Raw genomic sequence first — 21177 nt, forward strand, 5'->3', positions numbered from 1 at the left:
TCCATAGGGGCCCGCAGGCTTGACCTGCATGAGGCCGGATATAAGGCTGCAACCAAATCCTCGCCGAGCATCATGAGATGATTTACCTGGCAAACCGGGGCGCGTTCATATAAGTAACCAAAAGAAAGCGATCCTTGCAGGAGGCTGGCGTGGCGTCATTGGGGACCCCAATGGTTTCGTCGTACGGCCCCGGGTGCTAATGGACTCGTGCCGTTACCAGTTTAGACCACCACGACCCAGCCAATGTCCAAGGATTCGTGGTGGTCCCCCCGGTAGCGCCCACCACGAACTTCACGCCGTCTGTCGCTCGCGGAGTGGCCGGCCACGAAGTTGCAAGCGTCGCATTTCCGTCGTGGGCGCGGTGGCACCGGATTGATAGGCCGAAGAATTCTCTCACCGCGCCCACCCCACCACGAAACCATCATAGCGTGATATATCGTGGCGCTTCGAACCGGTACCGGAAGATGTGTGAATGAGCAGGGATGCCGCTACCGAGCAGCCTCACCACGAAACCAGCGCCATGCGCAGGATCGTGGCCATTCAAACCGGTAACGGCATGAGGCTATTAAAACCCGGGGCCTGACGACGAAACCACCGGGCTACGCAACCCCGACAAGCCAGCCTCCTGCAAGGATCGCTTTCTCTTGGTTACTTCTCTTTACGAGTAAAGAGAAGTGACATCTCACACGTTCCAAAACGGCCAACACCGTACAGCCGCGCCAGCAGCTAGAAGCAGTAAAACCCCGCCCACAAGAGACACCCCCCGCGTCAGCGGGGCTAAAAGCGAGCAAGTATCGAGGGAGGGAGATCGAGGCATGCTCTAGGCGAGAGCGGCAGGGCGAGTTGTGCCACCCCCCTCCCGCAACCAGGGGTTGTGGCCGCTCGCAGCCACGCACCACCACCTCAGCCACTAAACACCGCAATACACTCCACCTCCACCCTGGCCCCAAGCGCCAACCCATTCGCCCCAAGCGCACTGCGCGCCGGATAGGGCGCCTGGAAGAACTCCTTGTAGACCTCGTTGAACGCCTGCCATTCGCTGATGTCGGCCAGGAAGATGGTGCATTTGGCGACGTGCTTGAGCGACAGGCCGTGTGCTTCCAGTGTGATGCGGATGTTCATCAGCGCCTGCTTGGCTTCTTCGCGGATGCCGCCGGGCACCAGGCGGGTGCTGCCGTGGACGATGCCCATCTGTCCCGAGAGGTAGAACGTATCGCCAACGCGCACGGCTTCGGAGAAGGGCAGCCCTGCGGGGAGGACTTTGCCGGAGTTCAGGAATTCCATAGTGCACCCTGTCGGTGAGAGCTTTGAATGCCGCTTTGCTATCCGCCGGCCAATGCGCAGCGGGGTGGTGGCAGTGCGGTCTTCAAGTCTAGGACACGGGTGTTCAAGACCCCAACCGCCGGCCATCAAAAGTCCGCTTCGGCGCGGTCGGCGCTGTCGGTGCTGTGCCTCCCAGGGCTGGCAGCACCTGGACGATCATTGCGCCGCGGCAAAACGGTCGGTGGCGGCAATCAGCTGATCCAGGATACCGGGCTCGGTCCAGGCGTGCCCCGCCCCTTCAATCAGATGCAGTTCCGAGCCCGGCCATGCCTGGTGCAGCGCATAGGCGTAGCGGGCCGGGCAGGGCATGTCGTAGCGCCCGTGCACGATCACGCCGGGGATGCCGGCAAGGCGATGCGCGTCGCGCAGCAACTGGCCGTCTTCCAGCCAGGCGAGATGGGTGAAGTAGTGGTTTTCCAGCCGCGCAAACGCCAGCGCGAAATGGCCGTCGTCATGCTTGGCGCTGTTGGCGGGGTCGGGCAGCAGGGTGATGGTCTCCCCTTCCCACACGCTCCATGCGCGGGCGGCCTCCAGCTGCTTTGCGGTATTGCTGCCGGTCAGCACCTTGCGGTAGGCGGCCATCATGTCGCCGCGTTCGGCTTGCGGGATGGGGGCCTGGAAGCGGGCCCATTTCTCGGGGAATACCTCGGATACGCCGTACTGGTAGTACCAATCCAGTTCCGCACGGGACGCGGTATAGATCCCGCGCAGCACCAGTTCGCTGGTCCGCTCGGGGTGCTTTTGCGCATAGGCCAGCGCCAGCGTGGAGCCCCAGGAGCCGCCAAAGACCAGCCAGCGCTCTACGTTGGCGAGCTTGCGCAGGCGCTCGATGTCGTCCACAAGGTGCCACGTGGTATTGGCCTCCAGCCCCGCGTGGGGCGTGGAGCGGCCGCAGCCGCGCTGGTCGAACAGCATGACGTCGTAGCGCGCCGGATCGAACAGGCGGCGGTGGTCGGCCGATATGCCGCCACCGGGGCCGCCATGCAGGAAGACGGCCGGCTTGGCACCGGGTGTGCCGACGCGTTCGTAGTAGACCACGTGGCCGTCGCCGACATCTAGCGTGCCGGTCTCATAGGGTTCGATGGCGGGATAGAGCAAGTGAGGTTGCGGCATGGATCGGGTTCCCAGGGTGCGAGCGTAGCGCAAGAAGTGCAAGAGTGTATCGCCGTTGCCGGTGCCATCTCCACCCCGGGTGCCGCGGTTCAATCAGCGCGGCGGGGCCGCCAGGCCGCTGCCATGCACACCTGGCAAGCCCCCGAACACGCTAGGCGTTCCAGGTGTCGTCGCTCAGGAAGTCGTCGTTGCCCGATGCATCATCCAGAAGACCACTGTCCAATGCCGCATCCGGCGAGCCCAGCGGCGAGCGGTCGTCATTGCCGTAGTAGTTGTTGACGACCGTCTCCGTTGGCTGCGCGCCTGTGCCTGGCTGTCCCAGCAAGCCGCTTGCGCTGTTGCCATTGCCGTTGCGATGGAACATGTTCTCGATGCCCTGGAACAGGAGCGCGCCGCCGGCCACGCCGGCTGCCGTCGTGGCAATGCCGCCCAGCGTGCCGCCCAGGCCACCACTCAGGAATCCGGGCCGGGATGGCTGCGCGGGCGCGGGCTGGGCCGCCTGGAAGGCCTGCGGCACTGTCACGGGCGCGGCCATCGGCGGCGGCATGACGGGGCTGGGTGCCACGCGGTTGGCACTGTTGCCCCAGGCGTTTTCCGGGTCGAGGAAGCGATTGGCGCCGTTGGCCTGCGCCATCTGCAACTGGCTCTGCAGCGTGGAGATCTGCGTCTTTGCCGTGGCCAGGGCATGGTCAAGCATCATGGCGCGCTGGACCAGCAGGTAGGCGGCATCCGGCTGCCTGGCGACCGCGTCGGCGATGAGGGCGTCCGCCTGGGGATCCTTGGCGCTAGCCCTGGCCTGCGTGAGTTGGGTCAGGAAGCCTTCCAGCGCTTGCATCTCTTGGGGGGTCATGGCAGCTCCTATCCGGGATCCGGGTTGTCTTGTGTGATCGCAGTCTACGGGCCGAGTCTTAAGCGAGGCTTAAAGAACCCGATCGGATGTGATTGTCGCGCCTCGCGGGTGAATCAGGCCAAATCCGGCCAAAATGGGCCGGGTCGGGCCGGGCCGGCTCCCCGCCAGATATTTTGAAGGTGGTGTCGATTTCCGGTATCCCGATTCGTCGTAGTATCAGAGCCGCCCGTCAATCCTGATCCGGTTTCAGGACGTGCGGCACCCTCAATTCACTCAAGGAGAGCGACGATGCGTGTCATGGTGATGGTCAAAGCAACGAAAGAGTCAGAGGCTGGCGAAATGCCCAGCACGGAGCTGCTTACCGCAATGGGCAAATTCAATGAAGAGCTCGTCAAGGCGGGCGTGATGCTCGCGGGCGAGGGCTTGCACCCGAGTGCCAAAGGCAAGCGGGTGCAATTTTCTGGCAGCCAGCGGTCCGTGGTCGATGGACCGTTCGCAGAGACCAAGGAGGTGGTTGCGGGGTTCTGGCTGTGGCAAGTCAAGTCCATGGAAGAGGCCGTCGAATGGGTCAAGCGCTGCCCCAACCCCATGCAAAGCGACTCCGAGATCGAGATTCGCCCGCTGTTCGAGCTCGACGATTTTGGTGCCGAGCTCACGCCAGAGCTGCGGGCCCAGGAGGAGCGCCTGTGGGCGGAGGCGCAAGACGCTGCGAAGAGGACGCGCTAAGGCTAAGCCAAGGCCAGGTCATGGCAGTGTTGATGCCGTGTTGAGGCCGTGCTGCGGCATGGGCACCAAGGCGCTCGGGCGGCGCCTTCCTGCTCTAGACTTGGCTTCTTCCACCTCACCATCAGGGAATTGAATGCCAAAACTGCAAAGCATATGGGCCCGGCATGTCTCGGCGGGCGCGATCGTGTTCGCAACGCTCATGGCGGGATGCGCCGCCCAGCCCACCGCCAGCGCGGTGCCTGACCCGGGCCCGCAGGGCGGCCGCGGCACGCCGGAGGGTTGCCAGGCGGACAAGCTTGGCGATGAAGCCCTGATCGGTAAAAGCGAGGCCAATGCCGTCGCCTTGCTCAACGGCTGCGCCTGGCGATTTGGTGATCGGGAAGGCCAGCATATGCCCGGCACCATGGACTACAACCCGCAGCGCCGCACGCTGGACGTCAAGGACGGCAAGGTGACCGCGGTACGCCGGGGGTAGGCCGTACCAAGGCCTGGAGCGCGTCGTGCTTCGCGTCGTTCTTCGCGTATCGGACGCGATCCGCATAGCCTTGTGCCTTGTGCGGCCATTCAGCTGACGCGGATACCGGCTTGGCCGACAATCTCCGCGGCTTGTTCAACCGAGATGATGGCGCCCTTGAACGAAGCCGCGGCAGACATCAGGTTCAGTCCGCCCAGCTCGGCGAGGCGGAGGTCCGCGCCATCGAAGCGGGCTTGCTTCAGGTTGGCGCCGCGCAGGCTGCCGCCGTCGAACAGCGCATCCCGGAAGTCGCAGCCGGCGAGGTCGGCATCGGACAAGTCGAGCTGCTCCAGGTGTTGCTTGCGGAATGACAAGCCGCGCAGGTCGCTGCCGACGAGCAGGCTGCTGTGGAACACCAGGCCCAGGGTGGCGGCCTCGCGGAACCGGGCGCCGGTCAGCTTGGTTTCCGTGAAGATGGCGCTGGACAGCCGCGCGCGGTCCCATTGCGTGTTGTTCAGGTCGCTGCTGCAGAATCGTGCTTCTGCTGCGTCCACCAGCGTGAAGTCGGCGCCGGCAGCCTTGCAGCGCATCCACTTCGACTCGACGAGCTTCGCCCTTTTCAGTTGCGCACCGGCAAAGGTGCACATCAGGAATTCCACGGACGAAAAATCCAGCCCGCCGAGGTCTTGATCGTCAAAGCCGCATTGCTCGAAACGTAGCTGGGCCGGACGTTGCGCAAGAATTTCAACGATGCCATTGCGCGAGAGTGTGGTGTTGCTGATGGTGTGGGGAGTGGGGGCGGGCATGGAATTCGCGGTGGGAGCGTGGGTAGCGCTCCAGGTCAATGTGGCCTGTCTTGTCAGTCAGCCTGATCAGGAGGTGGCCCTGTCGCACATGTCTAGCAACAGGGCAAGCAGGCGCGCCTTGCGTGCCCCATCGACGTCATAGACCTCGAACATCTCGGCAAACCACATGCCATCCGCCGCCAGCCGGCAGATGAGGAGCTGGTCTTCGGCGGCGGTGCCGGCGAGGTCATGCGCGAGGGCGTCCGTCATGCGCTCGCTCCATGCCTGGCGGCAGGAGGGGAGCGTCAAGGCCAGCATGGCGATGGCACGCTGCGTTCCGATCGCGTTGTTGGAAGCCGTATCGTCGAAACACGTCTTGATGTAGGCGCGGGCATGTTTGCCAGGACGATCTGGCTCGGCAGACAGCGCGTGTTGATAGGTCTTGTCGAATTCCTCGAGGAGCTGGTCTCTCAGCGCTTCGAGCAGGGCATTCTTGCTGCGGTAGTGATACTGCAGCCCGCCTTTGGTCACGCCGGCGCGCTGTGCCACCAGGTCGAGCGTCACCGATTCAGGGCCTTGGGAGACCAGCAGGTCCCGCATCACGGATAGGCACTGGGTTCGGATCAGTTCGGGGTTCTTGGGGCGCTTGCTTGCTTCGGACACGATGAATCCAGCCAGATGGATTTATTATTCTAGCATTGTCGCAGCCATCGGCACGACCACGTTGTCCGAGGCGGCGCCAAAGGACGCGCTGCCGTATCCGTGGCTACGCTTTCCCCTTCGCCGCCGCCTGGGCAATCCGGTCCCGTACGACGCCGATTGCCTGCTTGAGCGCGTAGGCATCCTCAAAATAGCGCTCCGGAATCCGTATCCGGCTGGCATGCGCATCGATGTTCTCGATTTCATCGCGCCATTGCGCAATCTGGTTTGGGGTCGGCTGCGTGTTCGTCCATATTTCATCTTCCAGCGCCTTGATCTCCCGATACCAGGCCACGAGCCGGTTTTTTATCCGCGCTTGCGCCATGCGTTCAGCATCTCCGCGTGCAGGCGGTACAGGCGCACGGTGTCGTTCCAGCCCGGGACGATCGGCAGGCAGTTGGCCGTCTGCGCTTCACAGCCACCGAACTGCATCGTGATCGATCCGTCGCCGGCCATGGACAGGGCGGCGGTGCTCCTGCGGCCAAAACGAACCCAGCCCGGGAACCCCGGGCAAGGTCCATCACGCACCGCCGCCAAGCCACTAAGCGTTGACGATCATCTCGAAACCGCCAAAGATCATCCGCTTGCCGTCGAACGGCATCGGTCCCTGGCTGCGCAGCCTGGGATCTTCCATCGAGGCCTTCATGCCTTCGTCCCGGACCTTGCGCGATGGCCAGGTGATCCAGGAGAAGACCACGGTCTCGTCCTTCTCCAGCTTGACGGCCATCGGGAACGAAGTGAGCTTGCCTTCGGGCACATCGTCGCCCCAGCATTCGACCAGCCCCAGCGCGCCATGATCCTTGAACACCACGGCGGCGGCCTCGGCGTGCGCGCGGTAGATGTCGCGCTTGGCTGTGGGCACGGCGACAACAAATCCATCGATGTAATGCATGTCCGATCTCCTTTGGGATTGCCTGCGAAGCGGCGAGCCTTGCGCGCGCCGTCATTGGGACGACGAACGGGAGCCGTCGAAATCGACAGGGCATGGAAGCAATGCTAGAGAAAAATACGCAGGGCCGGGAGGGCGGCCAACCGGCGTGGGCCGTGCACGGTGCGCCAAGTGATGGATGGAAATCTTTCCGGCTGCTTGTCCATTTCCCTGGACTGGGCGGACACCAGCAGGGCCGGCAGCGGGCGATGCCCGGGGAAAACTGTACTTTTCTTCTGATTCAGCGCGGCCAGCACTTGCAAATTTCGTTGCGTTGGGTAGAATTCGCAGCCTCACCTAGCCCAGGTGGCGAAATTGGTAGACGCACTAGGTTCAGGTCCTAGCGGTGGCAACACTGTGGAGGTTCGAGTCCTCTCCTGGGCACCAAGATTGAAAGCAAAAGGCCTGCATCCGTGCAGGCCTTTTGCTTTTTTGTTTCCGCCGCATCGTGTTACGCGTGCGGCGCGCGCATCAGCATCCGAATTCACTTGATGTAACATCATCCGACGCATTTAGCCGAGGAACGGGAATGTCAAAAGGTCAGGTACGGGTACGGGCATGGCTGGTTGCCGCGATGGCGGCGCAATTGCTGTCAGCCTGTTCGGGCGGCGTGACCGCGAATTCCATCCAGGCGATGGATCCGAAGCGCGTGCACTCCAAGGCCAGCGTAGGCGACCTGGTGCTGTGCCTGAAGCAGCGGCTGGGCGACGACGCCACCGTGATCGCGTACCCGGAACCCGGCAAGGTCGATATCCGGGTCGGGCGTGCGGACGCGGATGAATACAAGTTCTTCCACCTGGTCAGCCTGCGCCGCGCTACCGAGGGCGCCGAGGGCACCGACGTCGAGATCCGCAGCTCCGGGGAATGGCACCCCATGCTGAGCGCCAGCCGCATCTCCGGCATGGTGGAAGACTGCACGCCGGGAAGAGCGCACTAAGCGGAACGCAGAATCCTTGCCGGCGCGCCGCAATGCAGCAAAGCGGCTATGGCGCTATGCCGTTACGGCTCCATCGTGCGCAGAAGGTGCTCCTGCAATTGCGATAATTCAAGCGCGATGCCGTCAGGGAACCCCTGGCGGCCGCCGCGCTTGTCGATCAGCAGGTCGGCCAGGTAGGCCGATAGCGCGGCTGGGTCAGCCCAAAGCGCTGCCAGCTGGTTGCCGATGCGCGGATAGCTGCGGCACAGCTCCAGGGGCCGCGCCTGCGGTGGCAGCACGGCCAGCCATTTGAGCGCGTTGGCCGTGAGGGTTTTCGCTTCCGCGGATTCGGGTTGCCGCTGGCCAGTCCAGTCGGGCTTGCCATGCGTGGGCACGGCGCCATCCAGGATCAACCTCGCTTCCTCGACGGTAACAAACTCGAATGAGAGGGGTTCCATGCCAACTCCGGATCAGATCTGTTGGGAGCGCCATGCCTCGTGGCGCTGGCACCTATTCTATCGGTTACGGAGCGTTTGAATCTTTCTGTAGCGCTTGCTACTGGTACGCATGCAGGTAGGCCAGCAGGTCCGCGATCTGCCGCTCATTGCTGATCCCCCAGAAGCGCATCCTGGTGCCGGGCACAACCTTGCTGGGCGACTGGATAAACGCGCTCAAGGTTTTCTCGGACCACACAACGCCCGATGTCTTCATCTCGGGGGAGTACTTGTAGTCGGTCGTGGCGCCGGCGACCCTGCCAAAGATCCCATTGAGCTGGGGGCCAAACGCGGCGCGCGCCGAGGGCCCGACGCTGTGGCAGGAGGCACACTTCGAGGTGAATACCGCCTTGCCGGCCTGCGCGTCGCCGGCGGCCTGCGCGGTTGCGTGCAAGGCCAGCGCCAGGGTCAACAATGCGGCTTTCTTCATGGACGGATGCGGGGCAAAGGAGCAACCCGGCATTATATTCGCCGAGGCAGTGCGGCTCCCTATGCCGTCTGGATGACCACCTTGCCGCGCACATGCCGAGCCATGCTCTTTGCCATTGCCTCGCCAGCATCAGCGAGTGGATAGGTGGCGTCGATTTCAGCGCGCAGCTTTCCGGACGCGTACAGCGAGGCCAGCGTGTGGAGCTGGGCGCCATCGGAGCGCGTCGCAAAGTGCTTTCCCGCTGCGCCGGCTTCCTGGGCGCGCCTGGCATCCGGTGGGCTGACGGTGGAGACCAGCACGCCGCCGCGCTTGAGTACCGGCCAGGAACGCTGTTGCGTGTCGCTGCCGACCAGGTCGAGGACAAGATCGATGCCTGCAACCTTGGTGGCAAAGTCCTCCGCAGTGTAGTCGATCACCTCCGCCGCCCCCAGTTCCCGCAGGTAGCCCCGGTTGGCGGCCGAAGCCGTGCCGATCACCTGTGCGCCGGCCAGGTTTGCCAGTTGCACGGCCGCGCTGCCGACGCCGCCGGCAGCGGCATGGATCAGGACTTTCTGTCCTGCCTGCAGCTTGCCGTGCTCGTGCAGCGCCTGCCAGGCAGTCAAGCCAGCCGCGGGAATACTGGCGGCCTCCAGGAACCCGAGATGCTTCGGCTTGCGGGCAAGGCGCCCGGCCTCCACCACGGCGCGGGTTGCATAGCCACCGACGATGCCGATGAATCCCAGCACTTCGTCGCCCGGCGCCAGCGTGGTGACGTTGCGCCCGACCGCGACGACAGTCCCGGCCGCATCCACCCCGGGCGTGAGGGGCAACGGTAGTGGAATGAACGCCTGCATGGCCCCGCTGACGATCTTCCAGTCGATCGGGTTGACCGAGGTGGCGGCCACATCGATCAGCACCTCGTCGTCGCCAGGGCGGGGATCATCGAGTTCCTGCAGTACAAGTGAATGGGGGCCGCCGTAAGCGGCTACACGGATGGCTTTCATCAAAGGCTCCTTGAGGTAATGCCCACAATCGGGGTGTCCAGCGCCAGTGCAGCCTGCACGGGGTCGAAGTACTCGCGCAGGTGCGCGATCCTGCCGTCGCTGGCGGTCAGAAAAACGACGTACTCCTGCCGGTAGACGCGCCCGGTCGACTTGATCAGCCCTCCGGCATGCACTCGCGCAACGGCTTGCTGGGGATCCGCCGCGGGCAGGATCTGCGCGTCGAAGAAGCGGAAGTCGGAGACCGCGCCGATGAACCAGGAGACATGGCGGATCACCGCGTCCCGGCCGCTCAATCGCGCCGGATGCCCGATGCCGGGCGCGTAGGGCAACTCCCACACGATGTCCTCGGCAATCAGTTCCTGCCATTGCTGGTTGTCATCAACCAGCCACCGGAGGTGTTGCCGCAATAGCTCTGCTGCGATGTTCATGATGTTCTCCCTGCGGGTGGGCCATCGGCATGTAGCTGCATGCCGACCCTGGCGATTTCGGCCTCGCCCTTGCGCAGCGCGTCGTTCGACGTATGGACGGAGTAGTAGCCAAGTGCCAGGTCGTGCGGATGGGGAACGGCTGACGCGACGATGAAATCCGCATCGGTTTCGGCAGTGAAATCGAGCGCGTCCTCGGACTGCGTGAAGACCGCGAGTTCGTCCTTCAGCCGCTCGCCGCCAGTCGCCAGCGTGCCGCGGTTGACGTGTGCCCAAGCCACGGTGTGGCCGGCGGGCGCCTGGTAGCGCCAGCTCTCGCCAGCGGCCAGGCGCACGTGCAGCAGTGCCGCCCCGGATGGCGCGGCTACCGGGCTGTCCCTGCCAGCCAGCGAGCCGAGTATCACGCGCGCCGGTCCGCTGCGCGGCACGGACGACGCAGGCAGGTATTGGCTGTGCGGGGTGCCGTTCTCCAGGCTGCGCGGCAGGGCAAGCCATAGCTGGTAGCCCTGGAGGCGGTCGCCCTTCGCAGGGCTGGCTGAGTGCCAGATGCCGTTACCCGCCCGCATCCATTCCAGGCCGCCCGCCATCAACACGCCGGCCGCGCCGGTGGTGTCCTCATACTGCAGTTCGCCCTCGAGCAGCACGGTGAGGGTGGCAATGCCCGAGTGCGGGTGCATGGGGAACAGCGCGTCGCCGGAGGGAGCGAAGTCGAAGTAGTCGAGGAAGACAAAAGGCTTGATCAGCTTGCCAACGTCGCCGGGACTGACGATCCGCGAGACGGCGCCATGGCGGTGGCCACCGGTGCGAAGCACGATGCCACGGTTGTTTGCCGCATCCGGCCGTGCGGTGCGGTGATGGATCCGGGCCGGCTCCCCGGCATGTCGGGCGTGCGCTGCGTTTTCCATGAAAGTCTCCTTCGGTGATCGCATGACCAAAGATTAGGTACTCGACATCTCTCTTGGTAGCCTATATTTCTCGATGAGATCCATCTAAGGAGTAGATACATGCTCGACGGCGTATCCCTGGACCAGCTCCGCACCTTCATCGCTGCCGCCGACGAGGGCAGTTTCTCCGCGGCGGGGCGCAAGCTGCGGCGCGCGCAGTCGGTGGTCAGCCATACGCTGGCCAACCTGGAGGGGCAGATCGATGTGCAGTTGTTCGATCGCAGCGGCCGCTACCCGCGCCTGACGGAGCAGGGAACCGCGCTGCTGGCGCAGGCGCGTGTGGTGGTGGGCGGCATGGACGGCTTCAAGTCGAAGGCGCGCACCATTGCCGAAGGGCTCGAACCCGAGCTGTCGGTGGTGGTGGATGTCATGTACCCGATGGCCCCGCTGACGGGGGCGGTCGGCGAGTTCCGCGACGCGTTTCCGCATACGCCGCTGCGCTTGTATGTCGAGGCACTGGGCGCGGTCATGCGCCCGGTGCTGGAGCGCGTTTGCCGGCTCGGCATCAGCGGATCGATGCCGGCCGTTCCCGAGACGCTGGACGCGGAAAAGCTGCTCGACGTGCCGATGGTGACCGTGGCCGCGCCCTCGCATCCGCTGGCATCGCGCAGGGGTGTGATCCGGGTACGGGAGCTGGAGGAGCACGTGCAATTGGTCCTGACCGACCGCACCACGCTGACCGAAGGGAAAACCTTCGGCGTGTTCTCGCCGCTGACCTGGCGCCTGGCCGACCTGGGCGCCAAGCATGCCTTCCTGCGCGCCGGCTTCGGCTGGGGGCACATGCCAGCGGCCATGGTGCAGGGGGATCTCGATGCGGGCGAGCTGGTCACCCTGCGGCTGGAGAGCTTTCAGCCGCGTACGCCGCCGATCGCCATGTTCGCGGTCTACCGCAAGGACACGCCGCCCGGCCCCGCCGGCCGCTGGTTCCTCAACCGGCTGATGCACACGTCGCAGCGTCCGTCGAAATAGGCGCTGTCGCGGATCCGTGCCCGCTTCCGTGCCCACTATCCGGGGCGCCTCCACAAATCATCGCGCTCGCGCGTGCCAGGCGCTAGAATCCGCAAACATCTATTAGGTGGGTGCATCAATGCCGCGCGAGAATTTTGCCATGGCGCTGCATGCGGATGCGGGTACGGTCGAGCTGACGACCTCGGGCTATCTGGTCGGCTTCAGCCTGGGCCAGCTGTTGTGGGCCCGGTCGGCGATCAGCAGCCTGCTTTGCGCACGGCTGCCGCTGCCGTCCACCGGCGTCATGCCTGGCACGGCAGCGGCAGCGAGCTGAGGCACGGCATCGGCGTGCGCTTGAACATGGCGTCTCACGCCAGCGCGATCAGGATCAACCCTGCCCCAATGACGACGGCGCCGATGGCGCGCGCGGCGCGTTCGCCGGCCGGTGCGAGACGCTCGACGGTGATGGCTGCCGTCACGGCAGCCATCACGCGCAGGTCCATGATCCCGATGACAAGGAGGATCGCCGTCAGGCCGGCACAGCTGCAGCTGCAGTGCAGGCCGAGGGTCAGGCCGAGCTGCAGCCCATTTCGCCACGCCGTGCCGGCGTGCCCCCGCAGCCCGCGGCCGGGCCCAGGTGCCTCTCGGCAGCAGGCAAGGTGGTGGGCCTTCCAGGCGGTGAACTGAAATGCGCCGGCGCTCAGGACTACCACGCCCGACATGAGCGGAGCCGCGCGTGCCAGCGCCGGCAGCCGCATCTCGAGCGCCGCCAGCGCAGCACCCAGCGCAAAGACGGCCATGCCGAGCACGGCCCACACGACGAAGTACCCCACGCCCACCAGCGCGGTCAGCCGGCCCAGGCGCGTCGGGCCTGTCGTGCCGGCGGCCTGGCGGTAGCGCCACAGCATGGGCACCAGGGAAGGCAGCATCATCGCCGCCATCATCACGACCCACATGCCGAGGAATGACGCCGCAACGCCGGGCCACGTCTGTCCGCACATCCGCATCCACGCCATCGACATCGTCCAGCCGCCGGGCATCGGCATCGCGCCCATCGCCGACATGGACGCGGACCAGGCGATCGTCACCGCCGTGCAGGCGGAGAAGAGCAGCGCGCAGACGCCCAGGAAGGCTCGCTCTGAGACCAAGCTTCGTGGAGCCTGCGCTCCCCGGGATGCGTCCGCGTTGCCCATGGCTTGGCTCAGCGCTCGCCGTACTCGTCGTGGCGGCGCCACCAGATGCCCGTCTCGTTGCGCCCCTTGGGGGCGCGGTCGAGCCATTGGTACATGCCCCAGAGGCCGTCCACCCCGCGCGCATAGGTGGAGTAGGTGTGATAGACCACGCCATCCTCGAGCACGAACGCGCTCAGGCCCGGCCGATCGCGCGAGTACGTGGCTGCGTCGGTGCCGCATGTGGCTGCGAACTGGGCGACGGGCTCCGGGGCCGGTGCTGCGTCCATCGCGTGGCCACCGCGCTGGTAGTTGTATTCGATGCCGCCCTCGCGCTGTTGCGTCTCGGTGAAGGAGACGTTGGCATCGAAGTTGAAATCGCTGCCGAACGAGGACGCCCAGGGAAACGTCCACCCCATTCGCCGCTTGTACGCCTGCAGTTTCGCCAGCGGTGCGCGCGACACTGCCGTCAGCGTGACGTCGTGGTTCGCCAGGTGAACCACGACGCCGTTGAACCCGTCCGCGATCGACGAGCAGGACGGGCACCCCGCCGTGTAGTCGGGCCCGAACATGAAGTGGTAGACAAGGAGCTGCGAGCGCCCCCGGAAGAGGTCTGCCAGCGAGGCGCTGCCTTCGTCGGTCTCGAACCGGTACGCCTTGTCGACCCGGACCCACGGCAATGCCTGGCGTCGCCGCGCCAGCTCATCGCTGCGCCGCGTCAGGTCCTTTTCCGCCTCGAGCAGCTCGAGCCGCGCTGCCAGCCACGCCTCGCGTGTCGCGGTCATGTGTTGCGTCATCATGCTTTCCTCCGTTGGGTGTCCATCGTCGCTCACTCAGTGCTCAGTGCTAGGTACGATGTACGGGTTGGTGGTCGTGATAGATTAGTGCCGGGCATCCGAACGATGGGAGTGACAAGTGTGGCGCGATTGGGATTCAGATGGATTCGCTGATCACGGCCGCGGCGCGCGCGCTCGCGGCGGGTGACCCGCTCGGCGCGCTGAACCGGGTCGCCTTGCGCGACGACGCGCCAGCGCTTGCGCTGCGCGGCATCGCGATGGCGCAGCTTGGCGATCTCGTGCGCGCGAAGGCGCTGGTGCGAAGCGCGGCGCGCGCCTTCGGCCCGAAAGAGACCGTGGCCCGGGCGCGGTGCGTCGTCGCCGAGGCCGAGATCGCGCTGGCCTCGCGCGACCTGAGCTGGCCGGCAAAGACGCTCGACGCGGCGCGCGCAACCCTGGAGGCGCACGGCGACCGGGTGAACGCCGCGCATGCGCGGTTTCTCGAAGCCCGGCGCCTCCTCCTGATCGGGCGCCTCGACGAGGCCGAGCTTGCGCTGGCCCAGCTCGATCCCGCGCCGTTTCCGCCCGCGTCCAGCGCCGCCCATGCGCTGGTCGTCGCGGGGATTGCGATGCGGCGCCTGCGCACGCAGGCGGCACGCGCAGCGCTTGCCCGGGCCGAGCGCGCCGCGCGCCACGCCGGCATCCCCGCGCTGACGGCGGAGGTCCAGAGCGCATTCCTCGTCCTGAAAACGCCCGCGGCGCGCCTGATTGCGCGTGGCGAGGAGCGGTTTCTCCTGCTCGATGAGGTGGAGGCATTGCTAGTGTCCAAGGCGCTCGTCGTCGACGCGTGCCGTCATGCCGTGCGTGACGCGGACACGGTGGTTTCGCTGGCAAGGCGTCCGGTGCTGTTCGCGCTCGCACGCGCGCTGGCCGAAGCGTGGCCCGCGGACGTGCCGAGGGACGCGCTCGTTGCGCGGGCATTCCGCGCCAGGCACGCCGATGAGTCGCATCGCGCGCGGCTACGCGTTGAAATCGGGCGGCTTCGCACGGTGCTCGGGCCGCTGGCCGGCGTGAGTGCGACCCAGCGCGGGTTTGCGCTGGTGCCGCACGTCGCCCGTGAGGTTGTCGTGCTGGCGAGGCCCGTCGACGAGGCGCATGCGGCAGTGCTCGCCTTCGTTGCGGACGGCGAATCATGGTCTAGCTCGGCCCTGGCGGTGGCCCTTGGCGCCAGCCAGCGCACCGTGCAGCGGGCGCTCGACGCGCTTGCGGCAGCCGGCAAGGTGCAGTCGTTTGGCCGCGGGCGGGCGCGCCGCTGGCTGACGCCGCCCGTGCCGGGATTCGCGACGACCTTGTTACTCCCCGCGCCACTGCCGGGTGACTAGAATGCACTTCATGGATTGCACTTCATAGAAAGCACTGCATAGAAAGCACTTCACTGCAGCATGACGAGGATGGAAACATGAAACGATCAGCGGCCGACATCATCCGTGAGTATGGTCCCTTTCCGGGTGTCGACAGCGTGCATGGGGTCACGTATGACGGCCAGCAAGTCTGGTTTGCCACCGGCGACAAGCTGATCGCGCTGGACCCGGCGAGCGGGAAGACGCTGCGCTCGATGGATGTCGCCGCACACGCAGGAACGGCCTTCGATGGCCAGCACCTGTTCCAGATCGCCGAGGATCGCATCCAGAAGATCGATCCGCAGACCGGCCGCGTGGTCGCCACGATTCCGGCGCCCGGCGGCGGCAACGACTCGGGACTCGCATGGGCCGAAGGGACGCTCTGGGTGGGTCAGTACCGGGAGCGGAAAATCCATCAGGTCGATCCCCAAACCGGGGAGATTCTTCGCACCATCGAGTCCAATCGCTTCGTCACCGGGGTCACCTGGATCGAGGGAGAGCTCTGGCACGGCACCTGGGAAGGCGAGCAGAGCGAGTTGAGGCAAGTCGATCCCCGAACGGGAAAGGTCCTGGAGAGCATCGAGATGCCAGCCGGCGTCGGCGTGTCGGGGCTCGAATCCGATGGCGGCGACCAGTTCTTCTGCGGTGGCGGAAGCAGCGGGATGGTAAGAGCCGTGCGCCGGCCCGGGCGAAGCGGTGCGGCCGGCAGCGGCTCCGGGATCCCCGTCGACGCCGCTAGCAAGTAACCGAGGCGCCCCTCACGGGCGAGGGTGGCGGCTTGAGGCGCCGCCAGATGCCCGTCGCTAAACGGTATATACTGTTTAGCCTGTTTTTGATTTGAGAATGACCGTGAATTCACCCATCATCAAGCCGCCGACGAAAGAGGTCTTTCATTTCCCGACGAGCGCGCCGGTAGCCGACGGCAACGCAGCCGCCCCCAAGGGGAAGGCGCCAAGGGGCTCGGGTAGCAAGAAGGCCGTGACCAAGGCCGCAACCAAGGCCGCAACGAAGGCCGCAACGAAGGCCGCAACGAAGGCCGCAACGAAGGCCAAGACCAAGGCTGCACCGAAGGCCGAGACCAAGACTGCGACGAAGGCCGAGACGAAGGCCGAGACGAAACCCCAGAAGAGCAAGCCATCGAAGGCGGAAGCTCGCGCCGATGCGGCCGTGCCGAAAAAAGTGCAGGGCGCCAAGAAGGAAAAGGTACTGCGCGACAGCTTCACGATGCCGAAGTCCGACTACACGAAGCTTGCCGAGCTCAAGCAGCGGTGCCTGGACGCGGGTGTGCACATCAAGAAGAGCGAGATCCTGCGCGCCGGATTGCTGCTGCTTGCCGCAAGCTCGCCGGAGCAATTGCTGAGCGCGGTCTCAAAAGTCGAAGCCATCAAGACCGGGCGTCCCGCCAAGGCCTGAGCGGCGTGCCAGGGGCGGCGGGTTCCGGTTGCAGCCCGCCGTCGCCGAAACATCGGCCTATCCGTGTTTTGCCATGTCCTCGAACTTGGCAAATACCCGAGCCTGGACAGCATCCATGACGGCGAGGATCCGCGCATCGGCGGGCGCACTCGCTGTCACGCCAGTCGCGTCTTTCGGTTTCGAGCCGACCGGATAGCACACAAACTCCGTATCGAACCTGCCTGCCGATTCCTTCTTCAGGCGCCGGTTGAGTGCCTTCAGGTATTGCTTCTTGGTGGTCTTTGACATAGGTGCCTCGGTCCTCCATGCGGTTGCAAATAGCGGGGCGCGAGCGTCGTGACGCATGGTCCCCGTTTTCGTTGAAGTGCTTCCACGATTCTCTTCTTTGCCAAGAGTAGAACATAGTCCAGGAAGCTCCCGTTGGTCAAATGTGCGTCCGCAGGCTGCTGGTGGTGGCTCATTGCACGCTCTGAGTTTGCCTGCACGGCCGATCCCGGCCAGGCTTGTTCGCCATCGGTGTCGGGATCGTCGACAATCCCGATGCACTTGTTCGGTTGCGTTCCGCACTTTGTGCGGCCTGGGCGGCACAGGGCGATGTGATGGCGCTCGACCGATACCGAGCCGCATTTCCGGACGTCTTATCTGATTGACCGTTGAGAGATCCCCACGATGTCAGCGTCTTTCGTCGTAGCAGCAGCCCAATCCATTTCCGTCGCCGGTGACATACAGCAGAACGTCGACCGGCATCTCTCGTTTCTACGCGAAGCCGCCGCGAGACACGCGCGCCTGGTCGTCTTTCCCGAGCTGTCGCTGACCGGATACGAGAGCACCATTGCAAGCGAAGTCGCAATCCACGACGACGACGCGCGGCTCGCGCCCCTGCGTCACGAATGCACGCGAAGCGGACTGACCGCCGTCGTGGGCGCTCCCTTGCGCTTCGACGATGGGGTGCGGATCGGCGCGCTGACGTTGACCCCGGACGGCAAGGTCACCAGCTATACGAAGCAATACCTGCATCCAGGAGAAGACGCGACCTTCGCGCCCGGATCAGGCGGGCCGCCGATTTCCGTTGACGGCGAGACTGTCGCGCTCGCCGTTTGTGCGGACACGGGCCATCCAGAGCATGCAGCGCAAGCGTCCACCATGGGCGCGATCCTGTACGCGGCAGGCGTGCTATTCACCGCGAACGGTTACGCCGCGGATACCGCGTTGCTCCGGCGCTATGCGGCACAGCACCGCTTCGCCGTATTGATGGCTAACCACGGCGCAGACACAGGCGGATGGCCATCCATAGGCAAGAGTGCCGTTTGGGACGAGGACGGCCGCTGCGTCGTCGCAGTGGACGGACCAGGGGCCGCGCTGGTCATCGCGAGCAGGGCCGACGCCGGCTGGCACGGTGAAGTCGTCTCGTTGCGATGAACCAATTTGAGTGGTGCATCTGTATCGCCACGCCGTGCGGGGGGCCGGGCAAGCGAAGCGTGTCGACCGCTAGCCCGACCTCGGCCACTATTGCCGCGTGAGCATCAGGTTCAGGTTCTGAACCGCAGCGCCGGATGCGCCTTTGCCAAGATTATCGAACACCGCGGACAGCAGGACGTGCCCGTGTTCCATGTTAGGAAATACGCTTAAGCGCATGTCGTTCGTACCGTTCAGCGCCTGTGGATCCAGGTGCTTCAAGACGGACGATTCGTGCAGCGGCAACACACGTACATGGGCCGCCTCGGCATAGTGGCGTGCGAGGCATGCGTGTAACGTGGCGCCATCCACGTGGGGCGCCAGCAGCCGCAACTCCAGGGGCACCGTCAGCACGATGCCCTGGCGGAACGCACCATACGCAGGGACGAAGATGGGACGCTGCGCGAGCCCGGCGTGCTGCTGGATCTCCGGGGGGTGCTTGTGCGCGAGTTCCAGACCATATACCTGGTATGAAGGCGCGCTGCCGGCACCTTGCCCCTCATGTTCCTCCACGCCGGCACGCCCGCGTCCGGAGTAGCCCGACACCGCATGCATGCTGATGGGGTAGTTGCCTGGTATGAGCCCAGCCTGCAGCAGGGGACGCAGCAAGCCAATGGCACCGGTCGGATAGCAACCGGGATTGGTGACCCGACGTGCGTTGGCAATGCGCTCAGCCTGTCCCTGCGTCATTTCCGGAAATCCGTAAGTCCAGTCCGGATGTGTGCGGTGGGCGGAACTTGCGTCAATTACCCTGACGGCAGGATTCACAATGGCGTGCACCGCCTCGCGCGCGGCGGCATCAGGCAAACAGAGGATGGCGATGTCGCAGGCGTTGATGGCTTCCGCGCGACGCCGCGGATCTTTGCGTTCCGCAGCGGCAAGCGTGAACAGCCTAAGGTCGGTCCGGTTGCGCAGCCGTTCGTGGATTTGCAACCCGGTGGTGCCTTGGTCGCCGTCGATGAAAACAACGGGAGAGCTCATACGTGAAATACTCCGGTGACTGTGGGTTGTACTGTGGGTTGTGACAAGTAGAACGAGCCCCTATGTTCCATGGAGCGCTAGAATAGGGACAGTTGTATTTCATAACGTGGATATTCAGTTTTTCTGAATCTGGACGCCGACATGCGAGAGATCAGCCTGGACCGTTTGCGCACACTGGTCGCCATTGCCGACCGTGGCTCGTTTGCCGATGCGGCGCGTGCATTGCACCTGGCGCCGCCAACGGTCAGCCTCCACATTGCTGAGCTTGAAGACCGCATTGGGGCTCCACTCCTGTCACGCAAGCGCGGACATGTCAGGCCGTCGGCGATAGGAGAGGTGCTGGTGGGGCGCGCGCGTCGACTGCTGGCCGATGCGGAGCAGGCGTTAGACGATATTCAACGTCAGGTGCAGGGGCTCGAAGGGCGCGTGCGGCTCGGTGCGTCGACCGGCGTGATCGCGCACCTGTTGCCGCAGGCGCTTGAGGTGCTGCGCGAGCACCATCCCGCTATCGACATTCAGGTTGCAGTACTCACTTCGCATGAAACGCTGTCCCGGCTGGCGGATGGAACGCTGGATGTTGGCCTGATCGCACTGCCTCAGCCCCCGGCGGCTGGACTCGTGATAAAGCCTTGGCGCCGCGACCCCGTGATGGCCTTTGTGCCGGCGCATTGGCGGTGTCCGGCCCGCGTCACGCCTGAATGGCTCGCCGCCCAGCCTCTCATTCTCAATGACGCAACCACGCGTCTCTCGCGTCTGACTGCGGAGTGGTTCGCGACCGGGGGGCACCATCCTGCGCCGCGCATTCAGCTCAACTACAACGACGCGATCAAGAGTCTGGTAGCGGCAGGTTACGGCGCAGCGCTGTTGCCCCATGAGGCCACTACGCCATTGCCCGACAGCCGCATTGTCATGCGTGCGCTGCGCCCGGCGTTGTGGCGTCGGCTTGGCATTGCACATCGTGCGGGGTACGTTGAGCGTTCCACGCAACACGTACTTGATGTGTTGTGGGATCTGCGATTGGCGTAGGCGTTGCCGGCCACAGAAGTTGCCAATTCCGAAGTTCGCCGACTTCGCTGGACTCCTACCCCGTCGGCAGGGCACTTCCTCCCTCGCTGTATAGCCATGTCAAGACCGATGCGCGGGTGCGCAATGCCATCAGCATGGCCATCAACCGGCAGGGCATCAAGGACCGTCTGATGGAAGGCCTGTCGGAGCCTACCAACAGCCTGGTGCCGTCGACTCTGTTCGGCTACAACCCTGACCTTAAGCCGGTCAAGTACGAGCCGGAGCGGGCCAGGAAACTGCTGGCCGAAGTCGGCTACCCCAACGGCTTTGGCCTGACGCTCCATACTCCGAACAACCGCTATGTCAACGACGAGCAGATCGCCGAGACCATTGCGCAGAACCTCACGCGTATCGGCCTCGTGACCAAGGTGGAAGGCATGCCGATGGCCACGTACGCGTCCAAGGGCATCAAGCACGAATGGTCGTTCGGGCTGAGCGGCTTGGGCGCGCAGACCGGAGAAGTCAGTTCGCCGCTGCGCGCGTTGCTGGCCTGCGTGGACAATAAGAGGGGCTTCGGTACATACAACTGGGGTGAATACTGCAATCCCAAGATGGATGTCGTGCTGGAGAAGGCGCTGGCAACCGTGGATGACAACGAGCGATCCAAGCTACTTCAGGAGGCGACCGAAATTGCCCTCAACGAAGGCGGCATCATCCCGATCCACTTGCAGGTGACTACCTGGGCCACGCGCAAGGGCATTATCTATGCGCCCCGTACTGACGAGCGGACCCTCGCATATTTCTTCAAGCCGCAGTAAGGAAGGTCGCTGATTCAGTGCTTGCGGGTTTTCCCTCAATTCTGGGCACGGATCGCGGTGAGACAATCCAGCCGTATCGCACGAATTATGCATCGTAGCGATCCAATGCTCGCAGACCAACCGAAGGGAGATGAATATGCAT

General features: G+C 64.8%; 26 protein-coding genes, 1 tRNA gene and 2 pseudogenes. 12 read left to right on the top strand and 17 right to left on the bottom strand.

Annotation, left to right across the window (positions count from 1 at the left end):
- Positions 1–903 precede the first annotated feature (903 nt).
- The 3 genes from AC1DS3_RS18110 to AC1DS3_RS18120 form a co-directional block, all read right to left on the bottom strand.
- Positions 904–1284 (bottom strand): RidA family protein, encoded by a 381-nt coding sequence (locus AC1DS3_RS18110; protein WP_441641272.1) that lies wholly within the window; start codon positions 1282–1284, stop codon positions 904–906.
- Between the two features lie 195 nt (positions 1285–1479).
- Entirely contained in the window at positions 1480–2436 is a 957-nt protein-coding gene (gene pip, locus AC1DS3_RS18115; protein WP_441641273.1) for a prolyl aminopeptidase, read from the bottom strand.
- A gap of 151 nt (positions 2437–2587) precedes the next feature.
- The gene (locus AC1DS3_RS18120) at positions 2588–3286 is read right to left on the bottom strand and encodes a DUF2076 domain-containing protein (RefSeq protein WP_441641274.1); all 699 of its coding nucleotides are present in this window, start codon (positions 3284–3286) and stop codon (positions 2588–2590) included.
- Positions 3287–3574: 288 nt separating this feature from the next.
- Here AC1DS3_RS18120 and AC1DS3_RS18125 point away from each other — a divergent pair, with 288 nt between their 5' ends.
- Both AC1DS3_RS18125 and AC1DS3_RS18130 read left to right on the top strand, forming a co-directional pair.
- Positions 3575–4012: a YciI family protein gene (locus AC1DS3_RS18125; protein ID WP_441641275.1), complete on the top strand. Its 438-nt coding sequence runs from the start codon at positions 3575–3577 to the stop codon at positions 4010–4012.
- A gap of 133 nt (positions 4013–4145) precedes the next feature.
- Complete coding sequence (locus AC1DS3_RS18130) at positions 4146–4487, top strand: hypothetical protein (protein WP_441641276.1); 342 nt, start codon at positions 4146–4148, stop codon at positions 4485–4487.
- A gap of 89 nt (positions 4488–4576) precedes the next feature.
- Here the strand turns inward: AC1DS3_RS18130 and AC1DS3_RS18135 are convergent, their stop codons facing one another.
- From AC1DS3_RS18135 to AC1DS3_RS18155, 5 genes and pseudogenes are all read right to left on the bottom strand, one after another.
- Positions 4577–5272 carry a pentapeptide repeat-containing protein gene (locus AC1DS3_RS18135; RefSeq protein WP_441641277.1) on the bottom strand — a complete coding sequence of 232 codons (696 nt, stop codon included), beginning with the start codon at positions 5270–5272 and terminating at the stop codon, positions 4577–4579.
- A 66-nt stretch (positions 5273–5338) separates the two neighbouring features.
- Positions 5339–5914 carry a TetR/AcrR family transcriptional regulator gene (locus tag AC1DS3_RS18140; protein WP_441641278.1) on the bottom strand — a complete coding sequence of 192 codons (576 nt, stop codon included), beginning with the start codon at positions 5912–5914 and terminating at the stop codon, positions 5339–5341.
- 103 nt (positions 5915–6017) lie between these two features.
- Positions 6018–6278, bottom strand: a pseudogene (locus AC1DS3_RS18145) (TAXI family TRAP transporter solute-binding subunit); the annotation flags it as partial.
- Positions 6257–6406, bottom strand: coding sequence for a hypothetical protein (locus AC1DS3_RS18150; RefSeq protein WP_441641279.1), 150 nt, complete (start codon positions 6404–6406; stop codon positions 6257–6259). The pseudogene AC1DS3_RS18145 and the gene AC1DS3_RS18150, both read right to left, overlap by 22 nt.
- 85 nt (positions 6407–6491) lie before the next feature.
- Positions 6492–6842 (bottom strand): DUF1428 domain-containing protein, encoded by a 351-nt coding sequence (locus AC1DS3_RS18155; RefSeq protein ID WP_441641280.1) that lies wholly within the window; start codon positions 6840–6842, stop codon positions 6492–6494.
- 336 nt (positions 6843–7178) lie between these two features.
- Here AC1DS3_RS18155 and AC1DS3_RS18160 point away from each other — a divergent pair.
- A tRNA-Leu gene (locus AC1DS3_RS18160) sits at positions 7179–7265 on the top strand.
- 142 nt (positions 7266–7407) lie between these two features.
- Positions 7408–7815 carry a hypothetical protein gene (locus tag AC1DS3_RS18165; protein WP_441641281.1) on the top strand — a complete coding sequence of 136 codons (408 nt, stop codon included), beginning with the start codon at positions 7408–7410 and terminating at the stop codon, positions 7813–7815.
- Positions 7816–7877: 62 nt separating this feature from the next.
- Here the strand turns inward: AC1DS3_RS18165 and AC1DS3_RS18170 are convergent, their stop codons facing one another.
- The 5 genes from AC1DS3_RS18170 to AC1DS3_RS18190 form a co-directional block, all read right to left on the bottom strand.
- Entirely contained in the window at positions 7878–8252 is a 375-nt protein-coding gene (locus AC1DS3_RS18170) for a hypothetical protein (protein ID WP_441641282.1), read from the bottom strand.
- A 97-nt stretch (positions 8253–8349) separates the two neighbouring features.
- A complete protein-coding gene (locus tag AC1DS3_RS18175; protein WP_441641283.1) occupies positions 8350–8718 on the bottom strand; it encodes a c-type cytochrome in 369 nt (122 codons plus the stop codon).
- Positions 8719–8777: 59 nt separating this feature from the next.
- On the bottom strand, positions 8778–9701 hold the full coding sequence (locus AC1DS3_RS18180; RefSeq protein WP_477109677.1) for an NADP-dependent oxidoreductase: 924 nt from the start codon (positions 9699–9701) through the stop codon (positions 8778–8780).
- Positions 9701–10129, bottom strand: a complete 429-nt coding sequence (locus tag AC1DS3_RS18185) for a nuclear transport factor 2 family protein (RefSeq protein ID WP_477109678.1) — start codon at positions 10127–10129, stop codon at positions 9701–9703. The genes AC1DS3_RS18180 and AC1DS3_RS18185 overlap by 1 nt, the downstream gene beginning before the upstream one ends.
- The gene (locus AC1DS3_RS18190) at positions 10126–11031 is read right to left on the bottom strand and encodes a pirin family protein (RefSeq protein ID WP_441641286.1); all 906 of its coding nucleotides are present in this window, start codon (positions 11029–11031) and stop codon (positions 10126–10128) included. Before AC1DS3_RS18190 ends, AC1DS3_RS18185 begins: the two co-directional genes overlap by 4 nt.
- Positions 11032–11130: 99 nt before the next feature.
- Between AC1DS3_RS18190 and AC1DS3_RS18195 the strand changes: the two genes are divergently transcribed.
- Positions 11131–12039, top strand: a complete 909-nt coding sequence (locus tag AC1DS3_RS18195; RefSeq protein ID WP_441641287.1) for a LysR family transcriptional regulator — start codon at positions 11131–11133, stop codon at positions 12037–12039.
- Positions 12040–12157: 118 nt separating this feature from the next.
- Positions 12158–12352 carry a hypothetical protein gene (locus tag AC1DS3_RS18200; RefSeq protein ID WP_441641288.1) on the top strand — a complete coding sequence of 65 codons (195 nt, stop codon included), beginning with the start codon at positions 12158–12160 and terminating at the stop codon, positions 12350–12352.
- Between the two features lie 34 nt (positions 12353–12386).
- Here AC1DS3_RS18200 and AC1DS3_RS18205 read toward each other — a convergent pair whose 3' ends face one another.
- Both AC1DS3_RS18205 and AC1DS3_RS18210 read right to left on the bottom strand, forming a co-directional pair.
- A complete protein-coding gene (locus AC1DS3_RS18205) occupies positions 12387–13211 on the bottom strand; it encodes a copper chaperone (protein WP_441641289.1) in 825 nt (274 codons plus the stop codon).
- 8 nt (positions 13212–13219) lie between these two features.
- A complete protein-coding gene (locus AC1DS3_RS18210) occupies positions 13220–13984 on the bottom strand; it encodes a DUF899 domain-containing protein (protein WP_441641297.1) in 765 nt (254 codons plus the stop codon).
- 140 nt (positions 13985–14124) lie between these two features.
- Here AC1DS3_RS18210 and AC1DS3_RS18215 point away from each other — a divergent pair, with 140 nt between their 5' ends.
- From AC1DS3_RS18215 to AC1DS3_RS18225, 3 genes are all read left to right on the top strand, one after another.
- Positions 14125–15345 (top strand): helix-turn-helix domain-containing protein, encoded by a 1221-nt coding sequence (locus AC1DS3_RS18215; RefSeq protein WP_441641290.1) that lies wholly within the window; start codon positions 14125–14127, stop codon positions 15343–15345.
- 77 nt (positions 15346–15422) lie between these two features.
- Positions 15423–16109: a Vgb family protein gene (locus AC1DS3_RS18220; protein WP_441641291.1), complete on the top strand. Its 687-nt coding sequence runs from the start codon at positions 15423–15425 to the stop codon at positions 16107–16109.
- 97 nt (positions 16110–16206) lie between these two features.
- Entirely contained in the window at positions 16207–16776 is a 570-nt protein-coding gene (locus AC1DS3_RS18225; protein ID WP_441641292.1) for a hypothetical protein, read from the top strand.
- Positions 16777–16833: 57 nt separating this feature from the next.
- Here the strand turns inward: AC1DS3_RS18225 and AC1DS3_RS18230 are convergent, their stop codons facing one another.
- The gene (locus AC1DS3_RS18230; protein ID WP_441641293.1) at positions 16834–17064 is read right to left on the bottom strand and encodes a hypothetical protein; all 231 of its coding nucleotides are present in this window, start codon (positions 17062–17064) and stop codon (positions 16834–16836) included.
- 381 nt (positions 17065–17445) lie between these two features.
- On the opposite strand from AC1DS3_RS18230, the gene AC1DS3_RS18235 reads away from it, so the two are divergent.
- The gene (locus AC1DS3_RS18235; RefSeq protein WP_441641294.1) at positions 17446–18195 is read left to right on the top strand and encodes a carbon-nitrogen hydrolase family protein; all 750 of its coding nucleotides are present in this window, start codon (positions 17446–17448) and stop codon (positions 18193–18195) included.
- 87 nt (positions 18196–18282) lie between these two features.
- On the opposite strand, the gene argC is transcribed toward AC1DS3_RS18235, so the two are convergent.
- Positions 18283–19212 (bottom strand): N-acetyl-gamma-glutamyl-phosphate reductase, encoded by a 930-nt coding sequence (gene argC, locus AC1DS3_RS18240; RefSeq protein WP_441641295.1) that lies wholly within the window; start codon positions 19210–19212, stop codon positions 18283–18285.
- A 141-nt stretch (positions 19213–19353) separates the two neighbouring features.
- Here argC and AC1DS3_RS18245 point away from each other — a divergent pair, with 141 nt between their 5' ends.
- Together AC1DS3_RS18245 and AC1DS3_RS18250 are read left to right on the top strand one after the other, a co-directional pair.
- Positions 19354–20238: a LysR family transcriptional regulator gene (locus AC1DS3_RS18245; protein ID WP_441641296.1), complete on the top strand. Its 885-nt coding sequence runs from the start codon at positions 19354–19356 to the stop codon at positions 20236–20238.
- 107 nt (positions 20239–20345) lie between these two features.
- A pseudogene (locus AC1DS3_RS18250) lies at positions 20346–21035 on the top strand (ABC transporter substrate-binding protein); the annotation flags it as partial.
- Positions 21036–21177: the final 142 nt, after the last annotated feature.

This window comes from Cupriavidus sp. 01L46, assembly GCF_056399905.1.